A 14,501-nucleotide genomic window follows, 5' to 3' on the forward strand; every position below is an offset into this window, starting at 1 on the left:
TTCTAAAAATGATAATTGTTTTTTACCCAAAATAATTAATACTAGATTTTGTAAAAGTTCATATTTTCAGCAAATTCGGATATCTGAGTTAATTTTGGGTTAATTTTTAATTAATTGAAATGATTCTTGAAAAAGATATGATCAAGAATTTTAAAGAACTTAGTACATCGGCAGTTTTAAATCCCCATTGTACTCAAGTAAATTGAACTTATTTAATTTAATAAGTTTAGTAATTCTAGTAATTTGTTTTTTATGTTTCGATGTGATCCAAAGCTTGCATTTTGATTTAATGGATAATGGCTCAATAGTTTTCTCTTTTGATACATTTTAATATCCCTTACATTCATAATGGCGACATCAGAAGTTGCGAATCATCCTTGATTATTTACAGCAAACAAAATTTTATGTGAGTAGGTATATCATAAAACTTCTCAAACCTATTGTAAGTTTCATAAAACTCTAATTGAATGTATTAATCTACTATTAATCAAATATTAATAACAACCTATCAAATTAGAGAAAAATATACTTTTTTAAAACTTACAACCATGAAACTTATAAACTTAAAACTAAAGAATTTGTTTATTATCCAAGCGATAATATTATTAACCTGCTCTATGCTACACGCTCAAAAAGATAAACATCTAACTAAATTCCCTAAAGGAAAAACACCAAAAGAAATTGGACTTAGAGTAACGGAAAATCTTCTTGGAAGAGATTATATGCTAACACATTTCCTCAATAATAAAGGCAAAGGATCAATTCACTATGCCGAAATAGTTACCGCCTATGGAGCTATTAAATTTTCCGATTTAATTAAAGACAAAAAACTACTCTTAAGCTTAGAGAAACGCTATCGTCCTATTGTAGATGAAAAAGATTCTCATTTAATTCCACAAGGTTTTCACGGAGATTTTACGGTTTTCGCATTAGTCCCTTTCGAATTATATAGACTTAGAGGAGATAAACGCTTTTATCGTCTAGGAAAAGAAATGGTAGACCTACAATGGAAAGACCCTAATCCTGAAGATGGATTAACTTGGCAAGCACGCTGGTGGATTGATGATGCTTATATGATTGCTTCAATAGACGCATTGGCAACACGTATTACAGGAGATCAAACATATGTAAATAACGCAGCTTTATTACTTCATGCATATTGTAGTAAACTGCAAGATAACAATGGGTTGCTTCCGCATACCGATGGTGTGCCCTTTTATTGGGGACGCGGTATAGGTTGGGTAGCTGCTGGTTTAACGGAGGCACTTACAACCCTTAAAGAAGATCATATATTATACCCTCGCTTAATGGAGTACTATAAAAAACTTATGGCTGGTCTACTACCATTGCAAGCAAAAAGTGGATTATGGCGTCAATTAGTTGATTACCCAGAGGCTTATGAAGAAACTTCTTGTACTGGCATGTATACATATTCCTATATTACGGGAATTAATAAAGGGTGGCTTGATGCTAAAACTTATGGACCTGCAGCTCGCAAAGGATGGTTGGCTTTGACTGAAAAGATTAATGAAAATGGAGAAATTTCGGACGTGTGTATCGGTACCAATGAAATGACAGGTGCAGAAGCATATCTTAAAAGAAAACGTCGTACAGGTGATTTTCATGGACAAGCACCTGTATTATGGTGTACGAATGCCTTATTAGAATTAAACAAAAATTAAATCCTTGAAATAATAGAAACCATGGCAAAAAATGTTATACCTATGTTTGGCAATACTCCAAAAATCAATAATCCACAGCTTCATACCTGCCGGAAAACAAAAAAAACATTAACGTATTTTAATTATCAATTTATAGTCATTTGCCCATACTTTAAGAATATGAGAAATAAGCTATCTGTAATATTGGTTTTAATAGTATGTCTGAACATTTTCAGTCAAAATAAAAAAACACTTAAGGATAATTTAATACAAATTGAAGCCCTAAAGCCAAAGGTTTTTTGTCGCTTTATACCTGAACGCAAAGATGATTTTATGTTTGAAAATAATTATATAGCTATGCGTTTTTACGGTCCAAGCTTGCGAAATAAAATTGAAGGAGCAGGTTGTGATATCTGGACTAAAAATGTAGAATATCCCATTATAAATAAGTGGTATAAATTACAACAAGAAGGCTATTCTTATCATATAGATCGCGGTGAAGGCTGGGATGGATACAAAGTCGGTAACTCAGCTGGTGCCGGCGGTACTGCAGTCTGGATAGAAAATGAACGAAAAGAATTAGATTGTTTTACAGCATGGAAAATTTTAGAATTAAGTGACAACCATTGTGAGTTTGTATTGTCTTATATCAAGGAAATTAAAGGTAATGTTTATATGGAGGAAAAGAAAATTTCACTTAAAATGAACCAGCGATTGTTTCAAGCTGAAAGTACCTTTTACAAAAATGGTAAAATTGCTAAAGATTTAGAAGTTTGTGTTGGTATTACCACACATGATGGTAATGCAATTACAACAATAAATACAGCTTTTGGCTGGATTTCCTGCTATGAATCACTCGATGATGGATATGGACTTGGGACCGCAGTTTCTATGAACCCTAAACAAATATCATCTATTGAAATGTTACCCGGAAAGGAAAAAACGGGTAAAAATAATACTGGGCATATTTTAATTATCGCTAAAACTAACGAGAAAGGAGCAATTACTTACAACGCGGGTTATGCTTGGGAAAAAGCAGGTGATATTACAACTCAAGACCAATGGACGACTTATCTAAATACATTTACGACAAAAAAATCTGAAAATTAAAACCGAGATGACTCGAAAAAAAATTAAGGATAAACTAAACTTTTTCACATCCAACTTGGGCATCACAAAACAACAAAACCTTAAAGTCCTTTAAATGACTTATCACAAACTATACATCATCTTTTTTGATGTATTCGTAATAAAACGATTCCATTTATAACCTAGGTCTTCGCTACTTTGGAAGTATTAAAATTTCCAAATTAAGCAAACAATTGTTTTTGACTTGATAGAAATTTTCTGAACGATACAGACTCTATTGATACGGTAAGAAAAAAACGTTTGATTAAAAAATGCATAAACATGAATTTAAGGCTGTTTATCTCCCTTAATTTTATCGAAAATTATTCATGTTAATCATTAATTAATTGAATTTTAACAAAGCAAAATTATCTTGCCGCTTTAAACCAAATCTTTAAAAAGTTCGAACTTAAAAGATTAACAAAATTATTAACCATTAATTTATAATTAAATTATTTTATCATGAAAAAACTTTACCAATTATTTTTATTATGTACCGCAATGAATTATGCACAAACAGTTACAATAACGAAGGTTGTTGAAACACAGTGTAGTTCACAAGCAAGACTTGTAGAACTTTATATTGACGGAACTTTAGATTTAGGAGATTTTGATTTAAACGTTACAAATGGAACCATTGATGCCTGGAATAATATTGGTCTAGGTACACTTAATGGTGTAATGGTTAGCGATCAATTTTTTTATATCATGAGATTAACTAGCGAAACTGATATTGCTGCTGAATTCCCAAGTACCACTTTTAACTTTACTTCCGGAACTTCTGGATATAATGCCATTGCGGTTTCAGCGACTTCTAATGGAGATAAAGCATATAGAGCAATTGTAGATGGCGTGATAACAGATCAATTTGGAGTTGGTTTAGAAGATGGTAATGATGGTGTCGGTACGGATTGGGATCACCGAGATCAGGTTGTTGTTAGACTAGATGGATCTCCAAATTACGGGAGTTTTAACCTAAGTAACTGGGTGTTTACGGGGTTTAATAGTGTAGACAGTGAGGTAAAATGTGATGCTAATGGCGGTGGCGGTATAGAAGCCTATTTAGCCGGTCTCGAAGTAGCATCGCCTTCTATCCCATATCCTTTAGGGTCATTTTCATTAACTTTATCTACCAAAGAATTTTCAAGTTCAGAATTATCAATTTATCCTAACCCTGTAAAAGATGGTTTAGTAACCATAAACTCCACTATCTTAGGAACTAAACATATTGAATTATTTGACGCAATTGGAAGAAGCGTTTACGATATACAGTTAAACTCAAATGTTTTAGATGTTCGTTCGGTTAAACCAGGACTATACTTTTTAAAAGTAACCATAAATGATCGATCTTCAACGAACAAAATACTTATTAATTAAATAAAGTAATGAGAATAAAAAAGGTGTTTTATATAATAAAACACCTTTTTTATTATATAAAACTACGACTCTTAAAACACAAAATGAAAACCAAGGGCACAATACTAAATAAATTCCTAATATCTAGCATATTTTTATTCTCTCTATCATCAATGTATACTTCAGCACAAAACCAAAAAGAAGTTACTCTGCCTAATATTATAATGATTATTATTGATGATTTAAGAGATCATGATTCGTTTACTCCTTTTGATGTTCAAACACCTAATTTTGACCGTCTAGCCAAACGTGGAGTTAGATTTGACAGAGCCTATTGTCAATTTCCCGTATGCAATTCTAGTCGCGCATCTATTCTTAGTGGCTTAAGGCCCCCCAGTACCAAAGTTGTGCAAAATACTAAGACTGATTTCAAACTTAGCAAAAACATTATAACACTCCCTCAATTTCTACGAACCAATGGTTACTATACGATATCTATTGGTAAAGTTTTTCATAATAATTCAGGGGATGGAAAATCATGGAATATGGATCTAGAGGATAAAAAAGAATACAAAGACCCCATAAATCATGAAAAAGCAGGTAAATATAATAATGACCCCAACTATATCAAATTAAATGGTAAATCTCGTGAATATGCCTATAAAGGACCAGAAGATTTAGATGCATACGGATATACAGATCATTTAGTAGCTTCTGATATTCAACAATTCTTAGACAAAGCCGTAAACCTACATCAACCTTTTTTTCTTGCTGCGGGATTCAAAAAACCTCATAACCCGTATATTGCCCCTTCTAGTTATTTCGATTTATACCCTACAAATCAAATGGTGCTGATTGAAGAGCCAAAAGATTTAATACCTCCTTATAATTGGGCAACTCCAAAATCTAGCAGAGAAAAATTCAATGCTATGGACATGAAGAAACGCAAACAATTTATGGCTGCTTATGCAGCAGCTACTACTTTTTCCGATAATCAAATGGGACGCCTTCTCGATAAGTTAGATGCTCATAATCTCTGGGAAAACACTATAATTATTTGTTTTGGCGATCATGGTTATCACCTAGGAGAACATCTTAATCATTGGGGAAAGGTAACCCTTTATGAACAAAGCGCTCGTGTACCAATGATTTTTTACGCCCCAAATTTGAAAACCAATGGAGAACGAACTAAAAGTATCGTGGAGTTGGTAGATATATTTCCAACAATTGCAGACTATCTTAATATTACACCACCTAAAAACCTTGAAGGGGAAAGTTTCAAGACTCTTGTTGAAAATCCAACTATTACATGGGATAACGAAGCGTTTATTTACGAAGGAAATGATGTAAATAATTTGCAATACAGCATTGTTTCCAACCGCTATCGTTTTACGGTATGGGCTGATAGAAATCCAGTACAATATGAATTGTACGATCATAGTAAAGACCCAGGTGAATATTACAATTTAATTAAGAATATGAATTGGGAAGAAATAAGTAAGTCTAAATATGCAACTGTAGTAACCGAAATGAAAAATCGAAAAATTAATCCTAGTAATCCTAATCAAAAAAGGTAGAATAAAATATTTCAACTCGGCACCCATCTCGTAAAACCACTCTAAATCTATGTTTTAAATTTTTTATTAAATAAACTTCCCTTATTTAAACAAATAGACGCTAAGTTATTTTAACTAGCTAAAAAATTACTTCATATAATGGTCATTGCATTAGCAAATTTTTCGTAGTTTAAATGAAGTAACTCTCGAGACGGGTATCATTTTTGCTAAAGCAGAACTCCCTTGAAGGAACTTAATTTAACCAAATAGGAGACCACTAAATTTAATTCTAAAGAAGCTTTACGTTACTCTAAATAAATTTTTAAATTTTGATTTTTCAAAAAAAACATACCTAACTTAAACCTTTAACCAAAACTTTAATATAATGTTCTTAATTATTTTACAACGGTGACTTAAAAGAACCTATTAATAGATTATTATTATTTTTTTAATCTATTCGGATATATTTGAGAAATTAATTTTATTAAACATGAACTACAACATATCAAAAACTTTGATTCTATTTTTTATGACTTTTGCAATTTTTTCTGCAAACTTGTCTAATGCGCAATCTAAAAACCCAAATGTTCTAATCATTCTAACAGATGATCAAGGATATGCAGATTATAGTTTGTCTGAATTTTCTCAAAAAGATGTAAAAACTCCAGAAATGGATAAACTTCTTTTGGATGGTGCACGTTTTACGAATGCACATACTAGTGGTGCTACTTGCTCTCCAACCAGAGGAGCTATATTAAGTGGTAATTATCAACAAAGAAATGGTTTGTATAATACACCTGATACACGCCAAGGTTTTGACAAAAACTTAAAAATTGCACCTGAATATTTTAAAGAATTAGGATATTCAACAGCAATGATTGGAAAATGGCACCTAGGTTTAACTCCGGAATACAACCCTGCCAACAGAGGTTTCGATTATTTTTACGGATTTTTAGGTCATGGGGGCCATAGCTATTTTGACCTAGGTCCAGTTGGAGATAAAAACATGGAGTACAATGGTATGAAAAAGAATTTAGACCCTATTAACGATCAGGGTTACCTCACTACAAGAATTGGAGATGAATCTGTTAATTTTATTAATAAAAACAAAAAGAAACCATTTTTTATGCAGGTAAGTTTTAATGCCGTTCACTCACCTGCTGAAGCACCTGATGAAGATATCGCTAAATATAATACAGGAGATAAAACAAGAGATATCTTAATGGCGATGATAGACCATATGGATTTAAATATTGGTCGAATTACAAAAGCATTAAAAGACAATGGAATTTATGACAATACATTGATCTTTATTCTAACCGATAATGGTGGTGCTCCTGGAATGAAAGCTGATAACACTCCATTAAGAGGAAATAAGCACACTTTTTGGGAAGGTGGACATAGAACTCCATTTGGAGTGATATGGAAGGATAAGATCAAACCAGGGGTTGTTGTAGAAGCACCGATTATGTCATTTGATATATTACCTACTAGTTTAAAAGCTGTTGGAATGGAAATCCCAGAAATCATGGTTGATGGAAAGGATTTAATGCCTCTAATAAAAGGAAAAGTGGATAAATTACATGATGAATTTATTTGGTATAATGGAGCCGCTAACTACGCAGTCTTAAAAGATGGTTGGAAATTAGTTTACGACAAAGTAAACAATAAATCTCAATTAAAAACACATTTATTCTATTTACCTAATGATGTTTCTGAAAAAAATAATATCGCAGATTCAAATCCTGAAAAAGTAGCAGAACTGCAGGATGTTTTCAAAGATTGGAGATCTCAAATGAAACCTTTCACCAAGAAACAACAGAAAAAATATGATCAAGCAATTGGTTTAGCTCCAAAGCAAAATAAAAAGAATAAGAAGAAAAACTCACATTAGTTCGTTAGTTGTTTCTATATATTATATTGTAAAAATCCGACTTTGATAGTTTTCAAAGTCGGATTTTTTTTCGTTTTCAAAAAATGAATTGGTATTTATTCCCTCTAAGTTATTGAATTAAACTTTTGATGTTATTGAATTTTATATTGCTTATCATTTTATTTACAAATTTATTTAAAAGATATTATTAAGGTAAAAAATTTCCTTTCAGCATATAAACCATATTAATCCCTGTATTTTTTACTTAATGGTTTGAATAGCTGGAATGCTACTCAATATTTTTTTTAACATAAGTTGATAAAAAAAAAGTGATTATCCATACCTCTCTTGACAAAGCCAACAACTCCAAAATCATCTTATTGGTAAAATGCAACTCGTCCGCGATGTTACCATCTATTTCCTGACTTTGTCAGTATTTATTGGCTACTGATATAATTATTTCTACTGCAGCGTGAGGTTATTTCGTTATACAAGTTTCATATTTAACTTTTTTATCATTTAGAATGTACAAACACAACTTATTTGTCCGCGAACTAAGCAAACAACTACCATACTATAGGTATCCGAATAGCCTTTTATAGAAACATTTTTCTTCCAACACAGAAAACCTCCTTATATTAAACTAAGCAAGTTCAATACAAGGAGGCTTTATTTGAATACCAGAAAATGTTTTTTGAAGTAAATTTTCAGAGTAGCATACTGAGGATTAAAGGTTATCTTCCTACTAGACTTTTACTTTCCTTTTTTAATTCAACCGTCGCTGTTCCGGATAAAAAGCCTCTCTTTACTAAAAAGTTATCTATAGTTAATAGTGTTGAAGGCATCCATTTTTGTTCTCTGTAAAACATATGAGGAGAATTTAGTCCAACCCACAATTCCAAATCTACCTCTTTCTGCTCCTTAAGTTTGGCTACGAGTTTGTCTGAGGCTTTTTTCCATTTATCAGTTTCTCCTACAATAAAGAGCATTGGTGGAAATTTTTTATCTAAATGATTGAATACATTTAGCTCTGGAGTTTTATCTCTTTCCAATAATGTAAATGCAGGACATATCAACACAAACGCTTTAACATCCGTTGTAATTTCTGTATTATCCTTTGGATTATTGAATTGGGTATCCATCATTTGCATCACACTTATATGCCCACCTGCAGATACTCCACTAACAACGATATTCTCTGGATCTATTCCTAAATCCTCATGATTCTCTTTGACCCATCTGACCACAGTTTTCCCGTCCGTAACACATATTCTTTTTTTTGACTCTCCATTTGGTAAATTCTTGGATTTTTCTTTTTCATGCATCGAATAATTGGCGGAAATAGCAACCATTCCTCTTTCAGCCATATAACTGCAAATTTCATTTCCTTGAGTTAAATTACCTTTGGTCCATCCACCCCCATGAAAAAAAACAAAACAGTTTTTCTTGTCATTTGTTTTATGATTTTTAGGAAAAAAGATTTGTATATCTTGATCCTTTCCATCTATTCCTACATAGGTTACCTTTTTTGTGTTATTTTGCGAATAACCCTCAAAACAGGCTATTAAAATAATTGCTAAAAAAGATATAACGATGTTTTTACTACTATTAATTGTCATTGTTGAATTTGTATTAATTTAATAATTTATTCTTTTGAGTTACCTTGCGCAACCATTTTCTCTAATTCCTGTTTCAATTCTTTTACTTTTTCAGGATAGTCAAGAGCTAAATTTTTTGTTTGCCCGGGATCATCTTTTAAATTAAATAATTCATTCTTTTGATTGTGTTCTTTGATTCCCCGTTCATTTATAAACCACTTTGGCTCACCCTTGCCTCCCGCAGGTGCATCAATATATACCCACTCGTCTTTACGTATTCCTAAATATTTACGAGGTGTATTGTATAGAATTGGTGGTCGTTTTTCCGTTGGTTTTCCATTTTTTAACAATTCTAGAATACTAAAACTATCTTCACCTGCATCATCAGATAAGTTACCCCCTACCAATTCTGCGAATGTAGCTATCATATCTGTCAAACAAAATTGATGCGTATTTATTGTATTCGGTTCAATTTGTCCAGGCCATCTAGCAATAAACGGAATGCGATTCCCTCCTTCCCAAACATCTAGTTTTAAGCCACGCCATGTCCCCATACCATAATGCTTGAATTTTTGAATTCTATCATACGAATATTTATCTGCACCATTATCTGAAGAAAAAATCACGATCGTATTTTTTGACAAATTAAGTTCTTCTAAAGTTTCTAACATCTTTCCAATATAGTGATCAATTTCATAAACATAGTCACCATATCTCCCAACCTTAGTTTTCCCTACAAATTCAGGAAGTGGTACGTATGGAGCATGAGGTCCTGGGGGATCCCAATAAATAAAAAATGGTTTACTTTTAACCATTCCATATTCTGGGTTCTCTTTTTTGCCTCCAAATACTTCTAAATATTCTATAACTTTTTTAGCACTGTTAGGCACCCAATTATACGGATTTTCAGGTTCCAAATCCTTATTGACTGGCAAACCGTTTACAAAAGGCATTTTACAATCCGATATTGGAGCCATACCTTTTATACTGTCAAAACCCTCCTTCTCATATATGTGTGTTTGAGTATAAGCATAATCGAATCCTGCTAAGTTTGAACCTAGTAGTTTTTTATTAGGAAAATCATAAGCATCTATTGACCCTGGTTCCTCTCCTTCTTTTACCGCATCATTGTAATTATTCTTAAGCCCCCATTTACCTATTTGAGCAGTGTTGTATCCCTTTTTCTTAAGTACAGAGGCAAGAGTTTCACGACCTTTTTCTATCATTACACTTTCATACATTTCTCCGTTTCCAAATCCTTCTTCGCCACGTCGCCAAGGATACCTCCCGGTTATTACCCCATAACGACTTGGACCGCATACAGGAGCAGCTGAATGCGCATCAGTAAATCGCACTCCTTGTGCCGCTAATTTGTTAATATTGGGTGTAGGAATCAATGATTCCGAATTATAACATTGTGGATCTCCTATTCCCATATCATCCATGTATAAGAACAATATATTGGGTAATTCAGCTTCATTGTTAGCCAAAAAATCAGTTGATTGATTTTTTTTACAGCTAAAAAGAACAGCCACAATACTTATGGCTAAAAGTTTTGACATTATTTTATAATTCATAATTGTTTTTTATTAAAAAATTATCAGGATAAATAATATTTAGATTATGGTTATTGATTTTAACCTTAATTCAATAATTTTTCCATTTGCATCTTGACATTACTGTATGCTTTATCATCCGCTAAATTTTCATACTCAAAAGGATCTGTATTCTGGTTGTACAACTCATCCCCAAACTTGCCATTATCCCACTGTACATACCTCCAGTTTTTATTTTTAACTGATTTCCCAAGTCTTTCACCTCTTTTAATTACTGCCCTTACTTCCGTTCTAAAGGGTGTTTTAGGATTATCTAATACCTTTTTGAAACTTTTTCCTTCTAAGTACGATGGTGTGTTTTCTAAATTAGAAAAATCTGCCAATGTTGGGTAAATATCGATATACTCAAACATAGAATTTGACTTTACTCCCTTATATTTAACCAAGTTTCCTGATACTATAAAAGGCGCATTTGTTCCTTTTTCGAACAGAGTAACTTTATTCCACCAGTTTTGTTCTCCTAGATGGTAACCATGATCACTTAAAAAAACAATTAACGTATTCTCATACGCTCCTGTTTCTTTTAAGACCTTGATTACTTTCCCTAATTGCGTATCCATGAAAGTAATACAAGCATAATAAGCTCTTATAAATTCTTTCTTATCCTGATCTGAAAACTTATCAAAAATTTTTGTCGCATCTGGGAGCGTTAGTTTATTCGGAGACTTCCAATCTTTAGGCAATTCATGAATTTTAACTTCATCCATTGGGTAATAATCAAAGTACTTTTTTGGTGCATTGAATGGATCGTGTGGCTTTTTAAAACCTAAAGCTAAAAAGAAAGGTTTATCTCTTTTAGATTTTAAGAATTCTACAGCATCTCTTGCAATCATACCATCTTCCTGATCTTCATCCGTACCCTCTGCCTCTAACCATCTGCACCATTTTAATGCTCCATCAGTCATGTTTCTCTTTTTCCCTGTATTTCCAATCTTGGTCGTTTGGTAATCTTTTATAATATCCCAAGCTTTTGGATCATTGTAACCTTTATTAGACTTATGAAAAATTTTACCATAGCTAGCAGTCTGATAACCATTGCTTTTATATAAAGCAGGTAGTGTAACTTTGTCTCCTAAAATAGAAAGCAAAGGTGTTTTGTTATCCATAACAGTGGTCGTTTCAGGAGTCAAACCCGTTAAGAAAGAAGTTCTACTAGGGTTACAGACTGAATAATTACAATAAGCGTTATTAAACAAGATACCATCTTTAGCAAGAGCGTCGATATACGGTGTTAATACTGCTTTATTACCATAACATCCTAAAGCTGTTGTTAAATCATCTACCACAATAAAAAGAACATTCTTTTTAGGATTATGTTTTAATGTTCTACTACTCGTATCTTGCTTTTGTCCTTTACAAGCAATCAATGAAACTGAAAATAATAGAATGATATTTTTTTTCATTTTTAAAATTTGAATTGGTTCATAAAATTAATTACTCTTTTATAATTATATCTTCTACTTTTATGACGATTTTCCTCGAAAAGATGCTCATAGATGTAGTTGTTATTTTTTCTCATGTAAAACACTTTTATCTCATGTTCTGCATCAAATACGAGTATTTTAGATTGTTCTATTTTGAAGGTAACTTATTCTTGTTTTTTGTTTATCACCGACATAAAACACTACATAACAACTATTTAAAAAACAACTTTGATATTTCTTGATAAGCTCATTTAAATTTATTGTATACTAGATAATTGTACTGCATTTACTTTTACATCTTTAAAGGCACTATTTTTTGGTGTCATCATAAAAGGTTTTTCATTCCACCTAGCGAAGGTATTGGATTTGTTTTGCCATAAAGGTATTTTAGATCCATCTTCACGAGTTACAACAATGTTATCTATATAAAAATGATAAACTCCTTCTTTTTTTCCTACCATTGCAATCACGTTAAAAGGAATTCTTAAAGGACAAACGTTTCCAACACCCAAAACTCTGTGTTCCCAAACACCTTTACCTCCCTTTATCTTTGGAGCTGTAGTCTGCAATCTTCCAAACTGATCGTATCCTGTGTTCTGTAAAAACATAGGGCTCCATCCAGTAGTTGGTGTATACAAAATACCATCTTCTCTACCATCTTTAGCCACGCATATATCGTATTCAATAACATCACCTGGTAATACAGCCTTATCTTTAGGGTATCCTAAAGCAAAAACAAATCTCAACCCTTTTCTTTGGTTGTTTACCTCTTTAACTTGCTCTGCATAAAACTCTAACACTTCTCCTTCAGGGGTTGCTTCGATATTATCATTTTCTGGTATTATATAGGTAGGTGCACATTTTTTTTCTTCCAACCAATTTTCGTGTTCTATTTTTAATTTTGCTACAATTTCAGGGTATATTTTAGCTACGTTTTTTTCCTCGCTGATATCTTTTTCTAAATCATACAACTGCATACTTTTCAGGTTGTAAATCAGTTTCCACTTTTCATTTTTAACAACTCCTTGTTGTCTCCAAACCCAATGCTTGTATCTTGATTCTAGCTTTGTATTCGCTAATATTTCTTTACTTAAGTCCTTTCCATCAATTTCTGAAAGTACATTGTGTTCAACCCCAGCCATTGCAGATAAACTAGGATACACATCTAAATAACCAAAGTCTCCCTCAAAATTTTTCCCTTGATTAATACCTCCATTTTCCCACAAAATAGCAGCAGGAACATGAATTCCGCCTTCAAATACAGTATGTTTCCCTCCTCTTAATGGTAAATTATTCCCTTCTGGCGTTGCTCCGTTGTCGGAAGTAAACATGATAATTGTATTATCATACAAGTTCTCTTCTTTCAAGAATTGAATTGTTCTTCCTATTGCATCATCCAAACTGATCAACATTGCTGATCGAATAATTTGTATTTGTTTTTTCGATAATTTTTTCCAGCTTACTTCATCTTTAAAGCAAGACATGTATTCTTCTTTTGATAATAACTTTTCACCTTGTCTAACCGATTCTGGAACTCTTAAAATATCTTCGTACTTGGCATGAATTGGATTGTGCATAGCTTCATGAGGAATGTAACAAAAGAAAGGCTTTGATTTGTTTTCTTTCATAAAATCTATCGCATATTTTGTTACCAAATCCGTTGTGTATCCCTTCTCATCTGGTTTGTTCTCATTATCATGGTACCAAGTATTGAAATAATAATAAGAAGTGTATCTCGTGAAGTAGTTACCACCACCACCATAATAACCAACAAATCTGTCGAAACCATGATTGTTTACACCATAACCTATACTATACTTCTTTTGAATCTTTGGGGTAGGATTCTTACCGTAGTTTGGAGGATTTCCATTGTGCCATTTTCCAAATGCTCCAGTTACATACCCTTCCTTTTTAAAGGATTCTGCAATTGTTGTTTCCTTTGGATCTAACTCACCTCCTGTTTGTGGGCCGGCGTTCACATCCACGTAATGTTTTCCTGTTAACAATCCGGCTCTAGAAGGAGAACAAACACAATGAGTTCCATAATTATTAAAAGTAGTACCTCTTTTAAAGATTTGGTCAATATTAGGGGTAGGAATTATTCCATTGTTAATACTTAAATCTCCCCATCCTAAATCATCCGCATAAAAGAGTAATACATTAGGTTTTGGATTTTTTTTCTTTGCTATAACGGTCATTCCTCCAAACAACATAACAAATGCAAGTAGCGTTATTTTTTTCATGTTTAATATGCTTAAAATTATTCTTTTATTTAATTTATATCTTAAA

At 32.4% G+C, this 14,501-nt stretch carries 9 protein-coding genes; 5 read left to right on the top strand and 4 right to left on the bottom strand.

Annotation, left to right across the window (positions count from 1 at the left end):
* The first annotated feature begins 548 nt into the window (after positions 1-548).
* The 5 genes from AC2DGP_RS05435 to AC2DGP_RS05455 all read left to right on the top strand — a co-directional run bounded on the left by AC2DGP_RS05435 (position 549) and on the right by AC2DGP_RS05455 (position 7,595).
* On the top strand, positions 549-1,682 hold the full coding sequence (locus AC2DGP_RS05435; protein WP_484492003.1) for a glycoside hydrolase family 88/105 protein: 1,134 nt from the start codon (positions 549-551) through the stop codon (positions 1,680-1,682).
* 21 nt (positions 1,683-1,703) lie between these two features.
* Entirely contained in the window at positions 1,704-2,771 is a 1,068-nt protein-coding gene (locus tag AC2DGP_RS05440) for a DUF4861 family protein (RefSeq protein WP_484492004.1), read from the top strand.
* 480 nt (positions 2,772-3,251) lie between these two features.
* Positions 3,252-4,166 carry a T9SS type A sorting domain-containing protein gene (locus AC2DGP_RS05445; protein WP_484492005.1) on the top strand — a complete coding sequence of 305 codons (915 nt, stop codon included), beginning with the start codon at positions 3,252-3,254 and terminating at the stop codon, positions 4,164-4,166.
* Positions 4,167-4,318: 152 nt separating this feature from the next.
* Positions 4,319-5,722: a sulfatase gene (locus AC2DGP_RS05450; RefSeq protein ID WP_484492006.1), complete on the top strand. Its 1,404-nt coding sequence runs from the start codon at positions 4,319-4,321 to the stop codon at positions 5,720-5,722.
* 469 nt (positions 5,723-6,191) lie between these two features.
* A complete protein-coding gene (locus AC2DGP_RS05455) occupies positions 6,192-7,595 on the top strand; it encodes a sulfatase-like hydrolase/transferase (RefSeq protein ID WP_484492007.1) in 1,404 nt (467 codons plus the stop codon).
* 713 nt (positions 7,596-8,308) lie between these two features.
* Here AC2DGP_RS05455 and AC2DGP_RS05460 read toward each other — a convergent pair.
* The 4 genes from AC2DGP_RS05460 to AC2DGP_RS05475 all read right to left on the bottom strand — a co-directional run bounded on the left by AC2DGP_RS05460 (position 8,309) and on the right by AC2DGP_RS05475 (position 14,455).
* Entirely contained in the window at positions 8,309-9,193 is an 885-nt protein-coding gene (locus AC2DGP_RS05460; protein WP_484492008.1) for an alpha/beta hydrolase, read from the bottom strand.
* A 26-nt stretch (positions 9,194-9,219) separates the two neighbouring features.
* Entirely contained in the window at positions 9,220-10,749 is a 1,530-nt protein-coding gene (locus tag AC2DGP_RS05465; protein ID WP_484492009.1) for a sulfatase family protein, read from the bottom strand.
* Between the two features lie 65 nt (positions 10,750-10,814).
* On the bottom strand, positions 10,815-12,191 hold the full coding sequence (locus AC2DGP_RS05470) for a sulfatase (RefSeq protein WP_484492010.1): 1,377 nt from the start codon (positions 12,189-12,191) through the stop codon (positions 10,815-10,817).
* A 278-nt stretch (positions 12,192-12,469) separates the two neighbouring features.
* Positions 12,470-14,455 (bottom strand): sulfatase-like hydrolase/transferase, encoded by a 1,986-nt coding sequence (locus AC2DGP_RS05475; protein WP_484492011.1) that lies wholly within the window; start codon positions 14,453-14,455, stop codon positions 12,470-12,472.
* Positions 14,456-14,501 lie beyond the last annotated feature (46 nt).

It is taken from the genome of Flavicella sp. IMCC45537 (assembly GCF_057197705.1).

What these genes read in the sequence shown, in the direction of transcription:
- AC2DGP_RS05470 (WP_484492010.1), bottom strand. Translation starts at nt 12,191, where the DNA reads ATGAAAAAAAATATCATTCTATTATTTTCAGTTTCATTGATTGCTTGT.
- AC2DGP_RS05455 (WP_484492007.1), top strand. Translation starts at nt 6,192, where the DNA reads ATGAACTACAACATATCAAAAACTTTGATTCTATTTTTTATGACTTTT.
- AC2DGP_RS05460 (WP_484492008.1), bottom strand. Translation starts at nt 9,193, where the DNA reads ATGACAATTAATAGTAGTAAAAACATCGTTATATCTTTTTTAGCAATT.
- AC2DGP_RS05435 (WP_484492003.1), top strand. Translation starts at nt 549, where the DNA reads ATGAAACTTATAAACTTAAAACTAAAGAATTTGTTTATTATCCAAGCG.
- AC2DGP_RS05440 (WP_484492004.1), top strand. Translation starts at nt 1,704, where the DNA reads ATGGCAAAAAATGTTATACCTATGTTTGGCAATACTCCAAAAATCAAT.
- AC2DGP_RS05445 (WP_484492005.1), top strand. Translation starts at nt 3,252, where the DNA reads ATGAAAAAACTTTACCAATTATTTTTATTATGTACCGCAATGAATTAT.
- AC2DGP_RS05450 (WP_484492006.1), top strand. Translation starts at nt 4,319, where the DNA reads ATGTATACTTCAGCACAAAACCAAAAAGAAGTTACTCTGCCTAATATT.
- AC2DGP_RS05475 (WP_484492011.1), bottom strand. Translation starts at nt 14,455, where the DNA reads ATGAAAAAAATAACGCTACTTGCATTTGTTATGTTGTTTGGAGGAATG.
- AC2DGP_RS05465 (WP_484492009.1), bottom strand. Translation starts at nt 10,749, where the DNA reads ATGAATTATAAAATAATGTCAAAACTTTTAGCCATAAGTATTGTGGCT.